This is a genomic window from Rhizobium sp. SVR5-2C (assembly GCF_056755115.1).
Genome location: NZ_JBNDHT010000114.1, coordinates 1 through 23444, shown reverse-complemented (window position 1 = coordinate 23444; position 23444 = coordinate 1). Strand labels below are relative to the sequence as shown.

General features: G+C 59.1%; 18 protein-coding genes and 2 pseudogenes. 7 read left to right on the top strand and 13 right to left on the bottom strand.

The window, feature by feature from the left end:
- A partial coding sequence (locus tag ACPYOI_RS26145) for an AI-2E family transporter (RefSeq protein WP_481423576.1) occupies positions 1-315 on the bottom strand: 315 nt, incomplete at its 3' end.
- Between the two features lie 508 nt (positions 316-823).
- Here ACPYOI_RS26145 and ACPYOI_RS26140 point away from each other — a divergent pair.
- Positions 824-1666: a PHB depolymerase family esterase gene (locus ACPYOI_RS26140; RefSeq protein ID WP_481423575.1), complete on the top strand. Its 843-nt coding sequence runs from the start codon at positions 824-826 to the stop codon at positions 1664-1666.
- A 258-nt stretch (positions 1667-1924) separates the two neighbouring features.
- Here ACPYOI_RS26140 and malQ read toward each other — a convergent pair whose 3' ends face one another.
- The 9 genes and pseudogenes from malQ to ACPYOI_RS26095 form a co-directional block, all read right to left on the bottom strand.
- Entirely contained in the window at positions 1925-3778 is a 1854-nt protein-coding gene (gene malQ / locus ACPYOI_RS26135) for a 4-alpha-glucanotransferase (protein ID WP_481423574.1), read from the bottom strand.
- A 30-nt stretch (positions 3779-3808) separates the two neighbouring features.
- Positions 3809-5590 carry a malto-oligosyltrehalose trehalohydrolase gene (gene treZ, locus ACPYOI_RS26130; protein ID WP_481423573.1) on the bottom strand — a complete coding sequence of 594 codons (1782 nt, stop codon included), beginning with the start codon at positions 5588-5590 and terminating at the stop codon, positions 3809-3811.
- A 29-nt stretch (positions 5591-5619) separates the two neighbouring features.
- Entirely contained in the window at positions 5620-6396 is a 777-nt protein-coding gene (locus ACPYOI_RS26125; protein ID WP_481423572.1) for an SDR family oxidoreductase, read from the bottom strand.
- Between the two features lie 127 nt (positions 6397-6523).
- A complete protein-coding gene (locus ACPYOI_RS26120) occupies positions 6524-7879 on the bottom strand; it encodes an NAD(P)/FAD-dependent oxidoreductase (RefSeq protein ID WP_481423571.1) in 1356 nt (451 codons plus the stop codon).
- A gap of 50 nt (positions 7880-7929) precedes the next feature.
- On the bottom strand, positions 7930-8091 hold the full coding sequence (locus ACPYOI_RS26115; RefSeq protein ID WP_481423570.1) for a hypothetical protein: 162 nt from the start codon (positions 8089-8091) through the stop codon (positions 7930-7932).
- A complete protein-coding gene (locus tag ACPYOI_RS26110; protein ID WP_481423569.1) occupies positions 8084-8566 on the bottom strand; it encodes a DUF2243 domain-containing protein in 483 nt (160 codons plus the stop codon). Before ACPYOI_RS26110 ends, ACPYOI_RS26115 begins: the two co-directional genes overlap by 8 nt.
- A complete protein-coding gene (locus tag ACPYOI_RS26105) occupies positions 8563-8823 on the bottom strand; it encodes a DUF982 domain-containing protein (protein WP_481423568.1) in 261 nt (86 codons plus the stop codon). Before ACPYOI_RS26105 ends, ACPYOI_RS26110 begins: the two co-directional genes overlap by 4 nt.
- Before the next feature lie 359 nt (positions 8824-9182).
- Complete coding sequence (locus ACPYOI_RS26100) at positions 9183-11768, bottom strand: PAS domain S-box protein (RefSeq protein ID WP_481423567.1); 2586 nt, start codon at positions 11766-11768, stop codon at positions 9183-9185.
- A 265-nt stretch (positions 11769-12033) separates the two neighbouring features.
- A pseudogene (locus ACPYOI_RS26095) lies at positions 12034-12210 on the bottom strand (IS21 family transposase); the annotation flags it as partial.
- A 335-nt stretch (positions 12211-12545) separates the two neighbouring features.
- On the opposite strand from ACPYOI_RS26095, the gene qatA reads away from it, so the two are divergent.
- Genes qatA through qatD form a run of 4 tightly spaced genes read left to right on the top strand, consistent with a single transcriptional unit; the run spans position 12546 to position 17582 of the window.
- Positions 12546-14525, top strand: a complete 1980-nt coding sequence (qatA, locus tag ACPYOI_RS26090) for a Qat anti-phage system ATPase QatA (protein ID WP_481423566.1) — start codon at positions 12546-12548, stop codon at positions 14523-14525.
- Complete coding sequence (gene qatB, locus ACPYOI_RS26085) at positions 14525-15457, top strand: Qat anti-phage system associated protein QatB (protein WP_481423565.1); 933 nt, start codon at positions 14525-14527, stop codon at positions 15455-15457. The genes qatA and qatB overlap by 1 nt, the downstream gene beginning before the upstream one ends.
- Entirely contained in the window at positions 15454-16827 is a 1374-nt protein-coding gene (qatC, locus tag ACPYOI_RS26080) for a Qat anti-phage system QueC-like protein QatC (protein ID WP_481423564.1), read from the top strand. Before qatB ends, qatC begins: the two co-directional genes overlap by 4 nt.
- Complete coding sequence (gene qatD, locus ACPYOI_RS26075; RefSeq protein ID WP_481423577.1) at positions 16806-17582, top strand: Qat anti-phage system TatD family nuclease QatD; 777 nt, start codon at positions 16806-16808, stop codon at positions 17580-17582. Before qatC ends, qatD begins: the two co-directional genes overlap by 22 nt.
- 101 nt (positions 17583-17683) lie before the next feature.
- On the opposite strand, the gene ACPYOI_RS26070 is transcribed toward qatD, so the two are convergent.
- Together ACPYOI_RS26070 and ACPYOI_RS26065 are read right to left on the bottom strand one after the other, a co-directional pair.
- Positions 17684-18211, bottom strand: coding sequence for a hypothetical protein (locus ACPYOI_RS26070; protein ID WP_481423563.1), 528 nt, complete (start codon positions 18209-18211; stop codon positions 17684-17686).
- A 241-nt stretch (positions 18212-18452) separates the two neighbouring features.
- The gene (locus tag ACPYOI_RS26065) at positions 18453-19160 is read right to left on the bottom strand and encodes a hypothetical protein (protein WP_481423562.1); all 708 of its coding nucleotides are present in this window, start codon (positions 19158-19160) and stop codon (positions 18453-18455) included.
- Positions 19161-19567: 407 nt separating this feature from the next.
- Here ACPYOI_RS26065 and ACPYOI_RS26060 point away from each other — a divergent pair, with 407 nt between their 5' ends.
- Together ACPYOI_RS26060 and ACPYOI_RS26055 are read left to right on the top strand one after the other, a co-directional pair.
- Positions 19568-21325 carry an SIR2 family protein gene (locus ACPYOI_RS26060; protein WP_481423561.1) on the top strand — a complete coding sequence of 586 codons (1758 nt, stop codon included), beginning with the start codon at positions 19568-19570 and terminating at the stop codon, positions 21323-21325.
- Positions 21325-22776, top strand: coding sequence for an argonaute/piwi family protein (locus ACPYOI_RS26055; protein WP_481423560.1), 1452 nt, complete (start codon positions 21325-21327; stop codon positions 22774-22776). Before ACPYOI_RS26060 ends, ACPYOI_RS26055 begins: the two co-directional genes overlap by 1 nt.
- A 126-nt stretch (positions 22777-22902) precedes the next feature.
- Here the strand turns inward: ACPYOI_RS26055 and ACPYOI_RS26050 are convergent.
- Positions 22903-23444 (bottom strand): annotated as a pseudogene (locus ACPYOI_RS26050) (hypothetical protein); the annotation flags it as partial.

Genomic DNA, 23444 nt, shown 5'->3' with positions numbered 1-23444 from the left:
GTTGGACTGGTAGGCTGGCAGGTTTTTCGCCAATTCGGCCACCTGCAGAGCGACGATCAAGCTGAAAATGCCGATCACGGAGAAGGCGACCACCGCGGTGGTAATGACGGCAAAAGCGCGTGGCAGGCCGATTCTCCGCAATACCGATACGACCGGTGCCAACGCGAAGGTGAGAAGGAGCGCTATCGCGAGCGGAAGAAACACATCCCGAGCGAGAACCAGCACGGCGGCCGCACCGACAACAGTCAGAAATGTCGGGATCGTGGGGCGGACGCCTTGATGCGCCGAATTTTCCAAATCGCGGAATTGCCTCATTCGGTGGCTCCGTCGCTACTCCACCGAGATACCCGGGGAATTGATTGCCCCGCGCCGTCTCACGAAGAAACGAACACCGTTTTACAGGATGGTCCTGTATCGTGTACCGCCATCCGCCTGTACGAACGAACTGGCCTCAAGCGATTCGATCCCTATCACGACGTATCGGAATGATCTTCGGGAATGCCTCATTTTCTATCCGGCGACCGGCCTCTCGCTCCCGTCCTTCGAGCCGGTTGGTTGAACTGTGGTGGGAGCCAGAGATTCTTGTCAGCCGGCTCCGGCTTCCCGGTCATCGGGCCGACGTCCTTGGGACGGCGCTGCTCGGGTGTGGCGTTCTGATCGTTCGTGCTCATCGGGTGCCTCTCATGGAGTCAAGCTCTTCTACCTCCATACTTGTTTAGCTCAAACTCGAAATGGCGACCAAGGTTCCCCTTCCGCTTGTATGTATCGGGGGAACTCATAAATCGCCTGGGCACACGTCATTTCTAAAGGACAGTCCAATATTGTGCAGTGCAGCGACCAACGGCGATCTGCCGCGTTGCACCCCGTGATCGCAATCCGCCAGGAGGCGACATGCGTTCCCTTTCCGATACACTCGAGCGGCTTGCCAAATTTCGTACAGGTAAAAGCAACCATATTTCGCGACGCCGTCGAAGCTGTCTCGGCTCCAGCGCTTCGGTGCAAATCCCGACTCGTTGCAAGCCTGGTCCATGTTCCGGAGGGCCTGAGCAAACCGCCAACGTTTTGTCGTCGTCCTGCCCGGGCGTACACAGAACGCGGCCCCGGATATGCGCATCCGGGTGGTCGAAACTCGCCGAGGATTTCGGCTTCGCGTTTCTTTATCCGCAGCAGGTGCACGCCAACAACTAACCTTTGCTTCAACTGGTTCAACCTGACCGACATCCGCCGGGACCAGGGAGAGGTCTCTTCGATAGGGCAGATGGTTGAGACGATGATTGCCGAACAGGGGATCGACCGTCGCCGGGTCTACATTGCCGGACTGTCGGCGGGTGGTGCTATGGCGAACGCCGCGCTCTGCGCCTATCCGAGATTTTCGCCATCGAACCGGCCTCCCGACACTGCCGACGGATCCATCCAGTCGAACAGGTTGTCCGGCTGCTTGAAAGGTCTAGGCTTCGCATCGAGCCGCCCCTCGAAAGCGGTACGGGCCGCCAGCCTGTCGGTCAGGCCAAGGAGGATGAGGCCGCGTCCTGACCGTCGGCCGGCCTACCAGGAGCTCTCGTCGGGCGCTGAGAGCTCCTTGATAGATTTCTTCGGCCAGCTTCCGGCATGGAAACCGGTGCGACGGAACGTGGTTCGCGATCCCTCATGCAACGAGCCCAGTTGAACTGTTGCGTGTTCACGGCTGCTTTTGCTCCACAATAGGCGAACCGAAGCGGAATGGATCGGAATGCCCATGCGGAAGGTCGTCCCTCCGCCAGCCTGACGCATGTGCCTCAGCGTCGTCTGGATTCCTTGGCTGCCCCAGGTAACTGACCTCGGTGACACGCTTGAACTCCTCGGGGACGATACCCATCGTTTTCCCGCATGGGACTGAGATCAAGCTGTCTAGAAGGCACTTTCAAGCCAACGTCCAAGTGCCGACCTATTTCGCCCGCTCCCCCTGCATTGCCTCAGCGATCTGCAACAGCAGCGGCAAGCTCGCCAGCTGCTCAACCGATACAGAGAGCTTCGGCTTCCAGTTCGGATAACTGTCGCTGGTACCCGGGATGTTCGTTGGATGCTTTTCACCAGTCATGTCAGCTAGTCGGACTGCAGCGAGCACGGAAGCGGTTTTTGCGATGAAACGATGAGCGCTGATGACCAGGTCATTCATTCTGTCGTCGCCCGCTGCGGGAGAAGGCAGGCGGTTTGGCGGATCTGTTCCCGCCTCCTCCAGCGCGACCTTCAGATCCTCTCGCTCATGCTTGCGTTCTTCAATATGCGTTCTGGTCAAATCAGGAGGAACGATCCCATGCTCCGACCTGGCTTTGATGTCGGCGCCACGCCACCACCCCGCCAGTGTCTGATGATCGTGCGTGGAAATACAGGCAAGCGAAAGCCGAGGGTAGGCCCCCGCGGGCTTGAATCCGTCCTCTTCCCGCTCATAAGACAGAATGCGATAGGAGAGGATTTGAGCTTCAGCGAGATCCTCCTGCAGGCCATCCGGGAGCATCCCCAAATCTTCTCCGATCACCAGGCATCTGAATTGCGACGACGCCTCCGCCAGAATCTGCAGCAGCTCGTTTTGTGGGTAGTCGACATAGGCACCCTCATCGGGCGAACTTTCGAGCGGCACGAGGAACAGCCGGCGCAAGGCCGCAGCATGGTCGATCCTGATAGCGCCCGCATAACCCATCGCAGCCGTTACCATCCGCCGAAAGGGCGCATCGCCGCCCGAGGCGATCGCTGCCGGATGGGCGGCTGCCAGATGCCAATCCTGGCCGTTAGGCGCGAAGGGATCAGGGGGACTTCCAACTGTGGCTTCGGAAATATAGGCGTCTGGCTCACTCCAGGTCGCCGAGCCGTCGATTGCTTCTCCGACGGCCAGATCAAGATAAAGCCCAACACGTAGACCGACGTCCCGTGCCGTCTCGGCAGCCCGGGTCAGTTGCTGATGGCAATGCCATTGCAGCCACATGTGAAAGTCGATCGTGTCTGCATGTTCGGCGGCGAACGCGGCAACCTCCGCGCTTTCCGGCTGCTGATACGCCGCGGGCCAGGATTTCCAGCCCGTGCCATTGCCCTGTCTGCCCATGGACGCTGATAGCGCTTCGAAGACCGCGTGCCGCCGCAAGATTTCGCCCCGGTCCTTGACGAAAGCAACGAAGTCTTGCCGAGCACCCGACAACTTGTCTGATGAGGATCGCCAACTCGCCCAGAGTTCCCGCAAAACCGTCAGTTTAGTCTCGGCCACCCCGACATAATCGACGAGTTCGGTTGACCGCAGCTCCTGTAACCTCGCGTCAAGCTCAGGCGTGCTTTCAAAGCCAGCTATCTTGTCGACAGCGATGTAGAGAGGATTGAGCATCTGCCGGTTCGAAGGCTCATACGGGCTGCACCGATCGGGGTCGGCGAGAAACGGCGCGTGCAGCGGGTTGAGCCCGATGAAATCTGCGCCAAGCGAGGCGGCAAAACGGGCCGTATCGACCAGGTCTTCGAAGTCGCCAATGCCCCAGTTGCGTTCCGAGCGCAGTTCATAGAGCTGCAGACTGATACCCCACACACGGTCCTTCTCAAGAAGTTCCGGAAGGAAGGATTGGGGAATGATCTTTTCGGAGGATTGGTTTGTGGCACTTCTTCGAACGGGTGTTCGTGGTCCGCTATCAACCGCGACGCCGAGAGCGGCAAGAACCTTGCGTTTCACGCTATCGGCAATCGGCACCTCGACGTTTTCCGGGCTCGGCCTTGTCAGGCTGATCCCGTGCTCTTTGGCCAATCGATCGAGATGCGAATCCATGGAACATCACTTTCTGCGAAAACTTTCGACTCAAAACTCAGTGGATTGAATGCTGGAGATGACGGCCCAAGGTGATAAAGTTTCATCGGTGGATGATCCCAGAGAAAAAATCCGCTCAGCTGCCGGCGACGTCGGGAACCGCGCCGGCTCGTCCGACAGGTTCGCAATCAAGTGTAGGGTCGCCCTATCTTTCAGCGTCCACGCAACGGCGGTCACGCTGCCTTCCTGGCGGAAGGAACCGCCGCCCCCGCCAATGCCTTTCAAAAGCGGCACGATCCGTTGGTGCCGCAGAGCAAGAAGTGTCCTGTAAAAGGCGAGTATATCAGACGCATTCGGATCAACGAGCCTGGACCAGTCGAGTTTTGCCGCTTCGAAAGTTGATTTCGCTGTGGGATCAAGCAGGTCGTCGGCATCGAATCCGGGAAGACGCGACAACTCCTCGCGACGTCCCTTCCTCACTTTCTCGTTCAGGTCTTCGTCGAAGTCGCAAAAATACGGAAACGGCTCTTGCGCGCCCCACTCTTCGCCCATGAACAGCATCGGGATTTGCGGGGACAGCAGATAAACCGCGGTCACCGCTTTGAGCGGCTCCAGCGGCCGGTAGGAAATCATGCGATCGCCGAGCGCCCGATTGCCGATCTGATCATGATTTTGGATGAAGGAGATGAAGGCGGTCGGCGGTAGATCAGCCGTCGGCTTGCCGCGGGTTCCGCCGCGGTAGTGCATGTGTTCGCCTTGGAACACGAAACCTTCCGCGAGTGCCCGGCCGACCTTTGCAGCATCATCGGCATAATCCTGGTAGTAGCCGAAAGTCTCGCCGGTCGCTGCGATGTGCAGGACGTGATGCACGTCATCGTTCCATTGAGCGGTGAAGCGGACGGCGCTTCCCCGCTCGTCCCGCTGCAACAGATCGCTGTCATTGTCCTCGTTCTCCACGATCAGGTGAACATGCCGAGCGCCGGCCACATCGCGGACCCGTCTGGCGAGCTCCTGGAGAAGATGTTCTTCGCTGTCGTCCTTGATGGCATGCACCGCGTCGAGGCGCAGACCGTCCAGCCTAAATTCCTGGATCCAAAAAATCGCGTTCTGGATGATGAATTCACGAACGGGTTTTGACCCGTCGCCATCATAGTTGACACCGTTACCCCACGGCGTCTTGTGGTGTTCCGTAAACAGCGGCGCATAAGTTGGAAGGTAATTTCCATCCGGGCCGAAATGGTTGTAGACGACGTCAAGGAAGACGCTGATGCCGCGTTCGTGGGCCGCATCGACGAGTGCCATGAAGTCTTCGGGACGGCCGTAGCTGCTGTCTGGTGCGTAGGGAAGCACTCCGTCATAACCCCAATTGTATCGGCCGGGGAAATCGCTGACCGGCATGATCTGGATCGCGGTAACGCCAAGCTCCGCCAGATGATCAAGCCTTCCAATCGCCGCCAGAAACGTTCCTTCCGATGTAAAGGCGCCGACGTGCAGCTCATAGATAGTCATCTCCTCCCAGGGACGACCGGACCATGCGCTGGTCTTCCATTCGTAGCGAGCCAGATCGATAACTTCGCTTGGGCCATGCACATCTTGCGGCTGATGGCGCGATCCCGGGTCCGGCACCTCCGAGCCGTCAGGCATCACGAAGGTATAGCGACTGCCTGGCTCGACGCCATCTAGTCGGCATCGATGCCAGCCGTCGCCGCTTCGCTCCATCGGCTCGGGCTCGCGTTCCCCGGCCCTGACATGAATTTTGTCTTTCAGGGGAGCCCATAACCGGAACTCGACACTGTCTTTATAAATCAGGGGGCCAAATGCATATTCGATCACTACATCATCCTATCTTGGAAATCATACCACTAACGGAGTAGTCCCTGTCCGCCGTCCACCCAGATTGGGGAGCCGGTGATGTGGCGGGACTTGTCGGACGCCAGGAAGGCAATCACGTCAGCGACATCTTCGCTGCGACCCGGGCGGCCTCCCGTAATCGGTACCTGGCCTTCGGGCCACACGACTGGGATCGCGGTCTCGTCTTCTTTGCGCAGATTGGTGTTCGCGTCGATATTGGTCTCGATCTCACCAGGGCAGACGGCGTTGATGCGAATGCGGTGGCGGGCAAGCTCCAGGGCGAGTTGCTGGACCATCGCGACCTGCCCGGCTTTGGTCGCCGTATAAGCTGTGGCCCCCGGGGTCGTGAATGTGCGGGTTCCATTGATCGAGGAGACGACGACGATGGAGCCGCCACCTGAGCGTTTCAGTTCTGGTACGGTCGCACGGATTGTCAGAAAGGTCCCGGTCAGGTTGACCGAGATCGTCTGGTTCCATTCGGCGAGCTTCAGATCGTCACGGCGCCCAAACACACCGTTAATGCCCGCATTGGCGACGACAACATCGAGCCGGCCGAAGCGCGCGACGAGCTGATTGACAGCATCTGTCATCTGACGCTCATCGGAGATGTCGGCGAGAAGCGGAACGGCTTCACCTCCAGCCTGAGAAATTTCTTCAACCGTAGAGGAGATCTCATCCCTCGTGTGTCCGAGCGCCCCAATCGCGAATCCATTGCTTGCTAAGGCCAATGCCGCCGCCTTCCCGATTCCAGATCCCGCTCCAGTGACAAGGGCTACGGCAGACTTCATTGCAATCTCCAAGAGTTTCCAGCGGGAATTGAAAACTATGAGGGCACGTTGAAGTTCCAGGGCTGCGCCGTTGGTACGCTCGAGGACGCTGCAGGTTTTGCTTCGACGGTAAGGCAGAGCATTGCGTTTAAGATCGTCCGACTTCAACCAGGCTGTCGCTAGCGTCGTCACGAGCGGCATAGTGACGGCCGGCTTCGGCCTCCTCGGCCGTTTCGTCGATGATCCGCGCACCGCGTTGTCGCGTGAGGTACCGCCCTACCCACTGGATGGCGACAAGAAGGCGCTTCTCGAAATTGATGAGGAGATAGACGTGAACGAGTGCCCAAAGCAGCCAGGCCGCCCGGCCTTTCAACGTCCATTTTCCAAAGTCGAAGACGGCGGCGTTCCGGCCGATCACCGCCGTATTGCCGCGGTTCTTGAACTTGAAGCCTTCCCCTCCGCTTCCCGATCGTAGGCGTCGTCCGAGATATGTTCCTTGTTGCTTGGCGACCTGCGCGAGACCGGGGAGAACCTTTCCATCCGACCCGGCCAGCGCAGATGTGTCGCCGATGGCGTAGATGTCATCAAACCCGATCACACGAAGTTCGTTGTCGACGGGTATTCGACCGCCTGCGACACCGGTTAGTCCGAGCCATGAATGGGCGGGTGAAGCCTTAACGCCCGCGCCCCATATGATCGATCCGGCGGGGACGAACTCGCCTTCGATGTCGGCTCCGTCGGCGCGAATGTCCATCACCCGCCTGCCTGTGCGGACCTCGACGCCGATCTTCTCTAGGTAGGACTTGGCGTATGCAGAGAGATGTTCGGGAAAGGCGGCGAGTATGCGTGGTCCCGCCTCCACGAGGATCACTTTCAGATTGTCGGGCTGCCGGTTTCGAAAGTCGCGGCTGATCATGAAGCGACCGAGTTCGGAGATGGCACCGGCCATTTCTACGCCCGTCGGTCCCCCGCCAATGACGATGCTGGTGAGCAACGCCTGCTTCTCCGGCTCGCTCCTCGCCCGCTCTGCTTTTTCGAAGGCCAGAAGCAGCCGATGACGGATCTGCCGCGCCTCGTGAATGCTCTTCAGGCCGGGTGCGAACTGTCGCCATTCATCATGGCCGAAATAGTTGTAATCGGAGCCGGTGGCGATGACGAGCTGATCATAGGACAGCAGATCGGCATCAGACAGTGACAGCGTGCGCGACGGCGGATCGATGCCGACCACCTCTGCCATGATCATGTTGATGTTCTTGAAACAGGCAAGTGTCTTGCGGATCGGTTCGGCGATGTCTGCCGGCGACAGGACGGCGGTCGCGACCTGGTATAGCAGGGGCTGAAAGAGATTGTGATTGCGACGGTCGACGACCGTCACATCAATATCTGGGGCGTTGCCTAATTCCATGGCACAGGCCAGGCCGCCGAAACCGCCGCCAATGATGACGACATGGCGGGAGGCACGGTGTAGGGCATCAAGGCCATGTCGGTCGGGATACGCAGTCATGGATCAGCTCCGTCGATTGCTTGGGATAGGTCGCGCGCTCGACCGGCGCTTCATGTCGGCAGGCCAAAGCAGCGCAATGAGAGCAGGTCTTCAAGCGTGAGGTTTGGGCCGAAGAGAAGAAACGACCACACTGGTCGCGTGGCGAAGACAAGACCAAGACCGAAAGCAGCCCAGATCAACGCCGTGCGGAGTTCACGCAACATCTCAGCCATTTCGTCGCCTCATGATCATTACGCCGATGGCGACCATCGCCCCACCCCAGGCAAGGAAGCCAAGGTCCCAGAAGAGCCACTCTCCGCGAGGAACGGTTTCGTTGACGTGGTGGAGGCCGAAAACCTGATGGTCGACAATGCCTTCGACCAGGTTGAATGCTCCAAAGCCGATCAGCATTGTCGCGACGAGGTCGGCTGTCGACCAGCGAAAATGGCTGAGGCGGCCAGACCGCCACAGGATGAAGAGTCCGGCGAGCACGAAGACGTAGGTACCAGAATGGAAGACGCCGTCCCAGAAGGTGTTCAGCTCAAGGTTCTCGATCGTGGTGATCGGATACCAGGAACTGAGCATATGGTGCCACTGCAGAAGCTGGTGGAGCACGATGCCATCGAAGAAGCCTCCGAGGCCCAAGCCCAAGAGCAGGCCGGCGGATAGCGGGAAGCTTCGTGTGGGCCGCCACTCCAATCCTATCATCCGAGCACCCTAGCCGAGACTGCCGCTTCAACAAAGGCGACGCGGGCAAGCTCCGGGCTGCCGTGCCTTGCGATCGCGTCGACGCAGCGACGCTTGGCTATGGCATATTCCGATTGACTGCTAGACGGCCAGCGGTGCAGAAGCGCCGCCAACGCCGCGTCCGGCCCGTCAATGCGTTCCCTCATGCCGTTGCCAATCCGGACGAAGACGGGCGATTGCCAGGTGACGTGGAAATCGACGTCGATGACCTTGTCCATTAAGGACCTCCATTCGTTTCGTCCCGACAAACCAGCGCAGGGGACGCGAGTTCCCTGGCCTCTGATTTGAGTGCGCAACCGAACGCGCCACGGCATCTTCGTGATGACGAAGTTCCTGGCGTTGCAAACTTTGTGTGTAAGAAGATTGGCTGCTGGGCTCCGGGCGGAAGGCTTCTGAAGCGACGTGCTGCGGTAATCAACGGACGCGATAATGCCAGATCTATCGCAGGGGGCTCTCAGGTCTTGAAAGGAACTCAACCTGCGGCCTCGGGCCGACGACGTGTAAACTGGCGACCGACCAGCTGCTCCGCCGGCGCCGCGACGGATGGCAGCCACGGGCGCGGGAGAATCAACGTTGATCAAGCACCCGTATGGCGATTTTCGATCATGTCGGTGACCTTGTTGGCCAGCTCAGTCATTACAAACGGCTTGGTGATCACCTCCATGCCGGCCTCAAGATGACCGTTGCCGACAGCTGCGTTCTCCGCGAAACCGGTGACGAAGAGAACCTTCAGGTCCGGCCGGGTGAGCCGGGCAGCGTCGGCGACCTGACGACCGTTCAAGCCACCGGGTAAGCCGACATCGGTTATGAGCAGATCGATCCTGACGTCGGTTTGAAGAATTTTCAGTCCCGACGGACCGTCTTCCGCTTCAAGCGCGACGTATCCCGCCTCCTCGAGCACTTCCACGATCAGCATTCGGACGGTCGGTTCGTCGTCGATGACGAGCACGGTTTCGCCGGCACCCATTTCCGGGATCGGTGTGTCCACTGCCTCGGCATCGTCCGTGATCTCGCCGGTATAGCGGGGGAGATAGAGGCACATCGTCGTTCCGTGCCCAGGCTCACTGTAGACGCGGATCTGGCCGCCGGACTGCCGCACGAAACCGTGTATCATGGAAAGACCCAGGCCCGTGCCCTGACCGATCGGTTTGGTCGTGAAGAACGGATCGAAGATCCGGTCGGCAATGTCTTTCGGGATGCCTTTCCCCGTGTCGGTGACGCACACCGAGATATATTGTCCCGGGGGCAGGTCGCGCTCCCGCCCGGCACGGTTGTCCAGCCACTTGTTCGCAGTCTCGATCGTCAGTTTGCCGCCCCCGGGCATCGCGTCGCGAGCGTTGATGGCGAGGTTGAGGAGCGCGCTTTCGAGCTGGGCGGTGTCGATCCGGGTCAGCCAGAGGCCCGCGGCACCGACAACCTCGACCTTGATGGCCGGGCCGACGGTGCGCGTAATGAGATCCTCCATACCGAAGACCAGCCGGTTCACGTCGGTCGGTTTGGGATCGAGGGTCTGGCGGCGGGAGAAGGCAAGCAGCCGCTGGGTCAGCGCCGCGGCACGCTGCGCGGAGGTCTGTGCACCCCTAATGAAGCGATCGATGCCATCGCTCCGGCCTTGAGACAGTCGTCTTTCGATAACTTCCAGGCTCCCGCTGATCCCGGCTAGAAGGTTGTTGAAGTCGTGCGCGATACCCCCGGTCAATTGTCCGACAGCCTCCATCTTTTGGGCTTGGCGGAGCGCCTCTTCTGCTTCGCCGCGTTTGGCGATCTCGGCTTCCACCTGCTCTTCCAAACGGTCGTTGAGCTGCTGCAGCCGCTCTTCGGTCGCCTTCCGCTCGGTGATGTCGATCACGGTTCCGACAAATCGCGTTCCTTGATCCGTACTGAAGAACGCGCGTCCGCTCGCCGCTATCCACCGCTCCCTGCCGTCCTCAATGCCAATCGTGCGATATTCGATGTCGTAGCGCCCTGAGCCCTGGGGATCGATCGCGCGGCGGACGGCCTCATCCGCGCGCTCGCGGTCGTCCGGATGAATTCCCGCGATAAAGGACCCCTCGTAGGTGACTGTCGCCTCCGGCGACAGACCGAAAAGCTGCTTGCAGCGAACGTCCCACCGAAGCGCGTTCGACGCGGGATCGTAGTCCCAGGTGCCAATTTCGGCCGCTTCGGTCGCCAGCCGCAATCGCGCCTCACTGTCCGCCAGCTCGCCTTCCGCTTTACGGCGTTGCGCGAGCTCGCGTTCGAGTGCCTGGAATAGCCTGGCGTTGTCGATTGCGACCGCCGCCTCGGCCGCAAGGCCTTCCAGGCCCCGCTCCGAACGATCGTCGAAGACGCCCGCATCGGCATGGCCGAAGAACAGGCCCCCCGTCACCTCTCCGGTACGCGAGATGACCGGCACCGCCAGATAGCTGCGAACAGGAAGATGTCCCTCGGGCATGCCGGCGCGTGGCGCGTTCTTGCCGTACCGTGGATCCATGGTGATATCGTCGGATCGAACGATACCTTCACCTCCGAAGGTCGGTGCGAACACCGCGGTATTACGTGGCATTGGGAACTTGGAGAAGGCTTCGGCTGGCACGCCGGAGAGGGTGTAGAGCATATAGCTCTCTCCGGCCTCATTTTCGACATTGTAGAAAAAGGCACCAAATTGAGCGCCGGTCAGCTCAACGCCCGCATCAGTGACGATCTGGACGAGTTCCTGAAGATCGGACTTGGCCGCAAGGGCGGAGCCTGCCAGGTTGAGTATCTCGAGCGCGCGGCGTTCCGCCGCAATCGCCTCCTCAGCCGCCCGCTCCTCCGTGCGATCGCGCAGGATCTTCGTGAACCCGATCACCGTACCGGCCTGATCGCGGATCGGCGACATCTCGCCGACGGCCCAGATCTTTGATCCATCACGACGGATACGCCAGCCATCCGTACCGCCGCCGCGGCCTATCGTCAGCGCATCGTTCATCTCTTGTCGGAGCGCTGCGGCACCCTCTCCGGGTGGGAACAAGCGCTCCAGTGTTTCGCCCAGAACGTCAGCGGCGGTCCAGCCCAGCATCCGTGAGGCGCCCTCGTTCCAGCTGGTCACCCGGCCTTCGAGGTCAGTGGTGATAATCGCCGTACCAACCGCGCTGTCGACAATCTGACGCCACTCGTCAGCGCTTATTGCGCCCTCGCTCATTCTTCCCCCGGAAAACGTTCCTCTGAATCGGGTCTAAACGCAAAGCCATTGAATTGGTTGCAAAAGTCAGCAGCTTTTAAACCGTCGACCGTTCGCTCGTGATGTTCCATGCCGGATCCAGCATGTAGATCGCCTAGTCGGCAACTGGCTCGATGAGAAGCTGATAACGCCGCTCGGCGGTTGAACTCGCTGTAGCTTTTTTCGAAGAGAAGCTCCAAAGCTTGCGGCGAACACATCACATGTAGGGCGTCCTTCGACCTTCGCCCTGATCCCCCTCGCGCATATAGTCCTTGATGATCGTGTAGCTGCAGGTGATCCCACACTCGTCAAGCCTTCGGTCGAACACCCGCTCGGCCGTATGGCGCTGCTCGCGCGGCACCTTCAAGTCCTCGTCGAGCCAATGCTCGATCGTCGAAACGAACGCGTCTAGCTTCGGCCGCTGGACTGTATCCACCGGTGCGGGTCGTGAACGCCTTGAAGAGATACGAACCAGCGACCCCTTGTGCATCAAGATTCTCGCATTGAAATAACTCACGATTTTCGATTCTGCCAGAAAGTAGGCTATGATGGACGGCATTATCGCGAGCACGCTATCCGTCGCCAGATTTTTGCCAGGTCGGCTTGATGCTCTTTGCAAAGAACTCACGTCCATCTGCATTCAGAAGATTGTGGATACAGCCCCGGTTCTTTGCGTGGCTGGCAATGAAGTAATTGACAAGTAAATCGCAGCTGGAGCCAAGTTGTTATCCTAGGTTGAGCATTCAGCGGAGATATCGCTTGGCAGACGCATCTCATGCCCGGAAGCTGGGGTATATCAGCGACCACGAAACGAAGATTGATCTTCTCCGGAACAAGGCGATAGCAACCACCATCCTAGGCATCATCGCCGGAAGCGGAACAAAGCCTCTCACGATCGGCGTTCATGGTTATTGGGGTGCTGGCAAGTCAAGCGTTCTCGAAATGATCGCCGAGCACCAGTTTCCTGGTGGAAAGACGCTGGTAATCCGCTTCAACGGTTGGCAATTCGAAGGTTTCGAGGATGCCAAGATCGCCTTGATCGAGGGCGTGGTCGATCAGTTGATCGCAAACAAAACTATCTACGCGAAGGCCAAGGAACAGATCCTCGATGTCGTCAAACGCATCGACTGGCTCAAGGCAGCAAAAAAGGCGGGCGGTCTTGCCTTCACGGCCGCCACCGGATTGCCCTCGCCTGATCAGGCCATAGACCTCGCAAAGTTCGCGATGGGGAAAATCACAGGCGGAGAATGGGCGACACAGGAAAATGTTGAGGCGGCCGCCGAGGGTGTGAAGGGCTACCTCAAGGATGCCGAAGACAAGCCGACGGTTGCGAAGAACATCCGCGAGTTCAACAGCGCCTTCCAGAAACTCATTGAAAAAGCGGATATCGAGCGCCTGATCGTCCTTGTGGACGACCTTGATCGATGCCTTCCCGAGACTGCGATCGAGACACTGGAGGCAATCCGGCTATTTGTCATGCTGCCGCGAACCGCCTTCGTCATAGGCGCGGATGAGGCGATGATCAGGTACGCGGTCACTCGGCATTTCCCCGAGCTCCCTGCAGGGAACGCGACCCAGGATTATCCGCGAGCCTATCTCGAGAAACTCATCCAGGTTCCGTTCCGCATTCCTGCCATGGGTGAGGCTGAGACGAAAACGTACCTCACTCTGTTGGCGGTGGGGTCTCTGGTGGGCGAGGAAAGCGATCAGTTCAAGGCCCTACTGAAGAAGGCCGAAAGCTACATGTCGACACCGTGGCTTCAGAAGTCGATCGGCGATAGCGAGGTCGCTGAGGCCCTCGGCAACGCATACGACTCCGATGTTGTAGCGGCGGTTACCATGGTCGATCAGATATCGGCTGTTCTGGCATCGGGTACAAAAGGCAACCCGCGGAACGTCAAGCGCTTTCTGAACTCCCTGACCCTGCGTATCGCCGTGGCCAAGGAGAGAGGCTTCGAGAGCGCTATCGATAGCCAGGTGCTCGCCAAGATCATGCTGGCCGAGCAATTCTTCCCTGACGTGTTCGAAGAGATCGCACGTGAAGTCGGAACGAATCCGGATGGGATCAGCCCTAGCCTGCAGCGACTGGAGCAGCGATGCGACAAGACGGGCAAACCAGCCGAGAGTGCGACGACGGAGAACGCCGCGAGCGACCAGGTGGAATCGATCGCGCCGATGGCGAGCGCGCAGGCCCATGAACCGCGGATCGATGCGTGGATGATCCAGCCGAACATCATTCCTTGGGCGGGGCAGGAACTCAAGATCGGCACGCTTGACCTCAGGCCGTACCTGTTCGTGGTCAATGACGTCAAGAATTTCGCGATGCTCGCGGCAGCACTCGATCCGCGACTTCTCGTCATCATCGACAAGCTCACGAAAGACGACATTTCAGCAGCTACCGCGCTCGTCTCGGTGGCCGCGCTCGTCCCGGAAGACCGGATGCTGGTTTTCGAAGAACTCCGCGCCAAAGTACTCAGGACCACGGATTGGGAGCGGAAGCCTCAAGCGGTCACAGGCATGATCCAGTTCCTGACGAAGGTTCCTGAATTCGAGAGCAGATACCTTGAACTGCTGGCACAGCTCCCTGCGGACAAGCTCGGCGCATGGGCAGCGTCGGGCCATAATCGGGCCGTGAAGACTCCGGCAGGAAAGGCTCGCCTCAAGCAGATCATTGAGGGCTGGAAGACCACTGGAAGCGAGAGCCTCAAATCGATGATCCAGGTGGACGGGGAAGGCTGATGGGTACCTCGACACCTTTCAACGGCGGCAAGAACTCGAACCCGCTCCTGCCATCCTGGCTGGACGACCCCTCCGGCGCCCCGGGGGCACCACCAGAGCCTGGACAGCCCAGCCAGCCGAAACCGGGTAATCAGCCACCGCCAAATACGCCACGTGGCGGCCCTCCGCCCGATGCGCCACCGCCCGGGAATCCGCAACCACAGACGCCTCCCGCAGCGCCAGCGCCACCTCCTCCTTCCGATAAGCGGTACACTCCAGGTCGGAAAGCCTTCAACAAGGGCGCGCGATCGGGGGATTCCGGTGATCGGGAAAGAGCCTTCGGAAGATCCGCTTCGTCATACGTGTCTCGTTCCGGCGGCGGAGCTGGCGCGTCTGCAAGAGCCAGCACTGACCGACGTGCCGCTGGACGGCTGGTTGATCTCCTCATGCGCGCTGGCGCCGAGGGCTCGGACATCCGCCAGGAATTGCGCCGCCTTGATCTTGCGTCGCTGGCACAACGCTCGACCGCAGAGATCTTCGACGCTCTGATCGATTACATCTGCGAACCAGGCGGAGACCTCGACCAGGCATTCGTCCGCGACGCATATTCCGAGGCGCTGCACGAGGTGCCAAAGGACATGATCGACAGTCTCGAGCGCCCCGACAGCGCGACGATCAACTTCGTACTCGAACGCTTCATCACGAACACCATCATGAGCAGGCTGCTCAACGCCGTCGGGAACGGTGCGATCACTCTGCCTGAGACGGCAGCCTCCGCCGTTTCGTTAAACGATTCATTCCGGGAATGGATTCTCGGACGTGTTCAGAATGCCATGGAGGCGACCAAGGGCGTGTTCCGCGAGGGACAGGTTTCCACTCAGATAGACCGCATCTACGAGACCGCCTACGGTATCCTCGAACGGGCAGGACAAGACGAGGGAGATGACCAGTGACCAGATACGTACTAGCTCCCTTGCTTGGCCCTTCCGACGGGTTTGATCCCCCACCGAGGGGTGACGAGCGGATCCACCGTTTCGACATTCTGCACGACGGTCATCTGAGGCTCGGCATCAAGAGCGCTCTGTCACAGCTTAGAAAGGCGGAGGGGGTCCCGACCGGACATGGTCTCGAGCTCCTGCTTTTGGCCACGCTGGTTTCCCTAGCCGACACCCGCGTCAACCGGGCACGCTCAACCCAGGACGGATGGACTCGTGAGATCGGGCTCTATCTTCCCGTGGCCACCCCGGTGAGCTGGTATCCGGCGAAACCCATCCTCGAAACGATGCTGCGTTTCCTGACTGGCGACCTTTGGACAGTGGATTTCAGACCTTGGGTCGGCGAACTCGGTCGAGCGCGTCTGCAAGGCAGCTTGATGACGCCAACTTTCAATGCGGTCTCGCTATTCTCGGGCGGTCTCGATAGCCTTATCGGCGCAATCGATAAACTCGATGATGGGGCCGAGAACATCTATTTCGTCAGCCACAAGGCAGACGGTGCGATCAGCAAGCCCCAGAAAGATGTCTATGACCTCGCCACACGGGCCTTCCGCAACCGCTCTCCAATGCGGTTGGCCTTCCCTACCGGAAAAGTCCTGAATGTTTTCCCCGAACTCGGCGGTGAAAATTCGACACGCGGCCGCTCGTTTCTCTTCATTGCGCTTGCCGCATTCGCAGGCTCGGCACTGGGAGCGCCCTTCCCCATCTATGTTCCGGAGAATGGCCTCATCTCGCTGAACGTGCCCCTCGATGCCACACGACTGGCGAGCAACAGCACCAGGACGACGCATCCCTACTACTTCCATCGCTGGAACGACCTGTTGAAGATCCTTGGCATTGCCGGGACAGTCCAGAACCCGTACTGGAACAGGACCAAAGGCGAGATGATCCTTGAGTGCGCACGTCCGGATATCCTCAAGGCGACCGCGGGGTTGTCGATTTCCTGCGCCAAGCCCGCGCACGGCAGGTGGGAGGGTAGCAGCGAGCCTCACTGCGGTTATTGTCTGCCCTGCATCATCCGACGCGCCGCCTTTCTCAAGGGGGCGGAGGTCATGGCCGATCCGTCCAGGTATCGAATGGAAGATCCCGCGAATTCGGACCTCGATAGCACGAACAAGAAAGGCGAGCAGTACCGCGGCTTCGAATACGCGATCGAACGGCTCCGTCAGGATCCGACCCGAACCCGATCCTTTATTTACAAGACTGGCCCCCTCATGGAAGATCTGGACAAGATCGAGGGGTTGGAAGGTGTCTACTCGAGAGGTATGGAGGAGGTCGCAGCGTTCCTGAAAGGGATCGAGACCATATCTTCAGAGGCCGACACCTGACCCGTTTTGTAGACTTCCATTGCCACCTCGACCTCTACCCAGATTTCGAGGCCCTCGTCGCCGAGTGCGAGAGGCTTTCCATCTACACGCTTGCGGTCACCACCACGCCGAGAGCGTGGACGAAGAACAAGGCCGTCGCATCCAAGACCAAGTACATCCGTGTCGGGCTTGGCCTCCATCCGCAGCTTGTCGGTACACATGGCAACGAGATCGATCTCTGGGAAAAGCTTCTCCATGAGACCGCCTATGTAGGCGAAGTAGGTATCGATGCCAGTCCTCAATACGCCAGGTCGCTGCCAGAACAGAAGCACGTCTTCGAACGTGTCCTCAAAGCTTGCTCGTCCGAGGGTGGCAAGGCCCTGTCCATACATGCGGTCCGATCAGCCTCTCTAGTCCTGGACATGCTTGAGGAAAATCTCGATCTCTCGGCGAACATCCCGGTATTTCACTGGTTTTCCGGTTCACCCTCGGAAGCGCGTCGGGCTGCTAAGCTCGGCTGCATGTTCTCCATTAACGACCGCATGTTGACCGGATCGAAGGCCGAGCAGTTGCTGAAGGCCATTCCGGAGGAGGCGATGCTGACGGAGACAGATGGCCCGTTCACGGAAACGGGCGGCAAGGCTAGCCGCCCGAAAGATGTCGGTATCTGCATCAAACATCTCGCCGCCAAGATCGGACGTGATCCGACCGCGGTGCAATCACTCGTATTCGAGAACCTCAAACGCCTGCTCGGCCAGATCCGGCGAGAGGCCTAATCTCCAGCTCACTTCGGCTGCCGTGAACCATGCTGGACTTCACGAACTCGCGACGGATAGAATGGGGATTGGTGACACGCGAGCAGAGAACTCTTCATCCATTATTGATGGCCTACATGCGCATAGCCCCAGGCGGCCTGGATCCTTCTCGTTTTCTCGGACCTCTCAATCGCGTCAAGCATAAGACGGATCACGCGTATACCTGCTGAAACAAGTTCCCTGTCACGGTCCGTGAAATACACCTTCGAGCCGTGGAAGAGGTTGTTCCGTATCGTCCTCACCTGAAGAAGCACATCCACGGCGGTCTCAGGAATCAACGCATCTCGAAATTCACATCCCCCGTCCGCGGTCTTGATCAAGGTGCGCGCCGGTTCGCGAAACAGGATCGCAGCCTCGACGTCGGCGGACACCTCAGCGAGGAAAGACTTGTGGAGGTCCTTCGCAACGCTGTCCCAAAGCACCCACGCATTCCCGCCAATCTCACCCCCCGCGTACCCGGACGCAAGCAGGGCGAACTCAAGGCGCGAGAAAAGCGCGAAGAATTCCACTGTAACGTAGGGGACGTTGCCCACTTCCTCGACTTGAACATCGGCGTTCTGCCGTTCACCCGCAGCCCTGTCAACAAGCATATTTCCGACCTCTCAGTTCGAATGCATCGCGGCGGCCCTCCATCGTATAGGTGACGGTCATACGCACGGCTGGGGTTTCGATCGCACGAGAACTTCGCGCTTGCTCCGTCTTTGCCGCAGCTTGCCGATCAATACAATGATGAAACGGCCAAATGGCTAGATGTCCGATTTCGGCGTGGACGTCACGGAACCCCAGGCAGCGCCGCGATTGCTACGACCTGCGCTGCGATTTATCTCCGTGTCAATATTCGTTTTCAACACCCATTTCCACCAGAAGCAGCCGCTCCTGTTCTGCCTCCAAGGCAGATCGGGCAACCTCTCTCGCCTTCATATCGAGCGCATAAAGTGGCATCTGCCAACGTCCGTACAGGTCGCGAGCACTCTCCGTCGTCGCGCTCCTCGATGCTAGTTTTCTTTCGACCAATTGCGTGAGCGTAGCGTCAATCAGCCGATCGTTTTCCTGCGCCGACGTCTCATCTTGAAAATCGACCTCGCTCCAGATGGACGAGATCAGCTCCAGGCCTTCGATCGTAAATGCACCGAACGCGGCAAGCGCTTCCGCGACGACCAAAGCATCAGGCTTGGGATTGTAGAAGCCGACATAGCCGGACGGTGGAACCCATTGCAGGCTACCATCATCCAGGGCTTCGATATCGGCATATAGCCTCGTTTCGCGCCGATAGATCAAATCGTTCGGTACGATGAATTCTCCCATATTGCCTTCGACATAATGGGTCATCCGACGCCGATCGATGATCCCACGCAGCTCCTTTAGATCGGCCGGGCGCCACTGGCAGGCCTCGGCATAAAGGAGACGGGCCAGATGATCATAATACCATCCTATCAACACGCCGATGCGTCCTGAAATCTGCTTTTTAGGGCACCGAATGATGTCCATGAGGATGAGTATCTTGGCGGCTTCCTCTTCGGCGTGACCCCTGAGTACCATGGACTCGCGCGGCATTTGCGAGACCGCTTCGGATGCCGCATAGAGCCCCCGCGCGGTATTGGCAACCCTTCTGAAATAAACGCCAGGCGTTCGTCGAAAGGCAGGTTAACGAGCTTGCGGGCTTGCCGTAATCCGACATCAATTCTTGCCATCGATCAGCCCCTCACCTGTCCGTCCTGCAGTAACGGTGGATTAGCCTGCAGGCTGTTCTTTCGCGTTAGGCCCCGCGCCTTTGAATAGATTATACAAGATCGAGAATCGCGTGAAAGAGGAGCATAGCTATTCCACCCATTCCGGCTATTTCGGCGGGAGCTTTTTCGACGGCTCTCGCCCTGAGACCGAATCTGGTCGCATGGTTTTTGGGTGCTGGCGCATCAGCGGCTTCCGGAATTCCGACCGGTTACGCGATGATCCGCGATTTCAAAGCGCAGATTTTCTGCCGTGAGAACAAGCTCTCAAAGCGGGAAATAGATACCGGCGATCCGGTCTGGATCGACCGTATCGACGCGTTTTTTCGCCGCACATCCCTGCTGCCGCCCGATGGAGATCCCACGGAATATGCGGCTGCTTTCGAAGCGGTCTACCCACAGGCGCGTCATCGCCGGCAGTATATCGAAGACGCTATCTCAAAAGGGTCTCCATGCTTCGGGCAGAAGGTCCTGGCGAGCCTGATCGCCGGCGGCAAGACCGATTGCGTGTTCACCACGAATTTCGACCCTTTAATCGAGGACGCAACCCTTTCGGCAAACGACCTGCTTCCCGTTGCAACGCGGCGCAGGCCAACGGTCGCCGGGATCGATTCAGCTGAACGGGCGCTGCGCTGTCTCAATGAGTCGGACTGGCCGCTCGTCGCTAAACTCCATGGTGATTATCAGGAGATATCCATCAAGAACACCGGCTCCGAGCTGGAGAAACAAGACGAGCGCATGCGGCATGTGCTGGTGGAGGCCAGCAAAAGGTTTGGCATGGTTTTCATCGGATATAGCGGGCGTGATGCCTCTGTGATGGAGGCACTGTCGTCTGTTCTCACCGAGCGGTCGCCCTTCCCCAACGGGCTCTATTGGATGGCTTCGTCCGCATCCCGTCTGCTTCCGGCGGTGACCGAATTTCTGACAAAAGCACAGCAGGCCGGGGTCGACGTAGCCGTCGTCGAATGTGCAACCTTGGATGAGCTTGCGGCGGACGTCATCCGGATGGTTGACCTGCCGAGCGAATTGCACGATCACATCATGAAAACCCGACCGAATTCTCGGCTGATCCCGGTCACCATACCCACATCAGAGGCGCGGGCCTTTCCGGTTCTGCGATATTCCGCCCTCCTGGTAGAGTCGCTTCCATCGCATGCGCGAAAGATTGCCGTAGGACAGGCCACAACATCACCTGCCGTAAGAGAGTTTCTCAAGGCGGCGAAATGCCGGGCGATCGTCGCGGCGAACGGCCGTGAAATCGCAGCATTCGGGAATGACCAAGAGATTTTGAAGGCTCTGTCCCCGCTAAATCCGAGACTTGCCGGGACCGTTGCCCTTGACCCGGAGGCAGATAGCTGGGCTCTCGGCATTCTTTATGATGCGTTGGTGACCGCTTTTTCGCATTGGCGTCCGCTTATTCCACGTCTGCGACGCTCGGGACACTCCTTGACCGTATCATCGCCACGCGAGGGTGAAGACGAGCAGAGGCGCCAGAGGCGCAACCAGTCTTTGAAACAACTCCGCGACGCCTATCAAAGCCCGCTGACCGGAGTCGTGCCCTTGCTGGGGTTCCCGTACTCGGAAGGCATCCAGTTGAAGCTTGAGCAGATCGACGGCCGCTGGTGGTGTGGGTTCGAGCCATATACTCATGTCGATCTCCCAAGGACCGATCGCGCAACAGATGCCGGTATTCCTGACGGGGAACCGTTGGGTGATCAGCTGTCGCTGCCTCGCGAGCGTTATTCCGGCGATCCCGCTGGTGACTGGCGACGGGAGCGCTGGGCGCAGAGATACAACAGGCAATGGGCCGCCATTATCCACGCATGGGCGAGCCTCTTGACCCGTTCGACCGACGGCGAGACGAAAGCGTTTGGCCTTTCAGATGGCGCGGGAGTGGATGCCGTGTTTCGCCTGTCCGAGGTGACGGGATGGAGCCGCCCGAGCCATCACCACCGCTATTTCGACAGGAAGAAATGATGGCAACCCAAGGTCCGGCCTCGAAGCTTCCGCCGTTCTCGCTCCTCGACGAGCCGCTGCTTTCCTTTTCGGCCGCCGACGAGACGCAGGTCGATGTGCATCCGCTGCGGGGCCTGCTTAATTTCGGGCCTTACTCGAAGGGTTCTTTTGGCGGCTACACATCAAAACTGCGGATTGCGACTGTCGGGCCCGACGCCACGTTCAGACGCCGCGGCGAGTTGATGGCGTCGCTACGCAACACTTACCAGCCGAGTGACCGATCCGAATACGTGCCGCCCTATCCCGGTTTCGAGGCACTTTTTCAGGTCAGCCTCGAACCCGCAGGACGAGGCACACACATCAGGTGGCCGGACGCTCTTGATCAGCTTCCTGGCCAGGGCGACGCCCAATCTCGTTTGTTCCTTGCTATGGAAGACGCCTTGCGGCGGCTGGACGCCGTCAGGGCAGAATTCGATGTTGTTCTGGTGCATTTTCCCGACGACTGGGCAGCCGCAACGCGCGGCAAGTTTTTCGACGCCCACGACGCGCTGAAGGCGCTCGGCGCAAAATACAACATTCCGACCCAGGTCATCAACGACCGCGTCTTTTCGTTCTCGCACGCGGCATCCCGTTCCTGGCGTCTGGCGATAGCTCTTTATGTGAAAGCCGCCGGCACGCCCTGGAAACTCGCCCCCCTGAAAGGCGTTCCCCTCGATACGGCCTATATCGGTCTGGCCTATGCGCTGAGAGGAGATCAGAGCGACGCACATTACGTGACATGTTGCTCGCAGGTTTTCGACATGGATGGCGGCGGAATGCAGTTTGTCGCGTTCGAAGCGCGCGATCCAGTTGCGGATGCCGCCGAAGCCCGCCGCAACCCTTTTCTAAGCAGGGACGACATGCGAGCCGTGCTTGCCCGCAGCCTGGAACTTTATCAGGGCCGCAACGGCGGGATCCTTCCGAAGCGGCTGGTGATTCACAAGACGACCGCATTCAAACAATCCGAGATCGACGGTGCATTCGACGCTCTTGCCGGTGTTCCGGAAATAGAGTGTATCGAAATCAATCCGTCCCCCGGTTGGCGTGGCGTGTGGCTCATCTCGTCAGGGCGAAAGACCCCACCTTCGCAGCCATCCGGCTATCCCGTCCCCAGAGGAACCTGTGTCATCAGGTCCGGGAATTCAGCGCTTGTATGGGTGGCGGGCAATGCACCTGAAGTCTCGACCAAGGGCGACTACTATCAGGGCAAAAAGAGCATTCCCAAGCCGCTGCAGTTGATCAGGCACGCCGGGAGCGGACCGCTCGAACTATCTGCCCATGAAGCGCTGGCTTTGACCAAGATGGACTGGAACAATGACGCGCTTTACGATCCGGTCCCGGTGAGCATCCGCTATTCACAGCGGCTCGCGCGAACGATCGCTAATGTCCCAGACCTGCCAAAAAGCGTCTATCCGTACCGTCTGTTCATGTGACGGGTCTGGATTACAGGTTCTTACGAAAGCTCGGTATCACGCACTGTCGGGGTAAAAAAGCGCGGTTCTGCCTCCGTTAAGCTCCTGCAACAGCGGTTTCGAGGACGAGAGCAAAATTATCCACACTCAGCGCTGAAGACGCCCCCCAAGGGGGCCATCATAGCATTCTCTCAAGGGCTGAACTGTCTGGAGAAATGGAGGGCACGCCAGCAGCAGGGCACCTTCCTTGTCCAACCTGGAAAAGATTCCGCATGTGCATGGCCACGACGGCATCGTTCGCATGTCAACATTGACCCGAATGTTCGGCGTGACCGGCGGCTCAGGCTTCGGCGGTAGAAATAGGCTGAATGTCATCGCCAAAGCAAAGGCGATCACACCATTCCGGATCGCCATGTTTGCGGCCGACGCTTCATTCGCGCGAATGATATTCTTGATCTCGAAATCCTTCAGCGCGTCCGCTATCTTCTCGGCAGCGTGCTTATTATTGTGACGGATCTGCAGGGCGAAGTCTGGACCATATCCAGCCCGTGGCTTTGGCCGGAGGCCGGAAAACCCCATCAACGTGCCAGCGAAAAGACTGACGATCGCATAGAGCAGGACCACGGTGACGCTGACCTTGAGCGGACCAGCCGGCATTGCGTCCAGTACAGCCTTGGAAGCGACGCCAA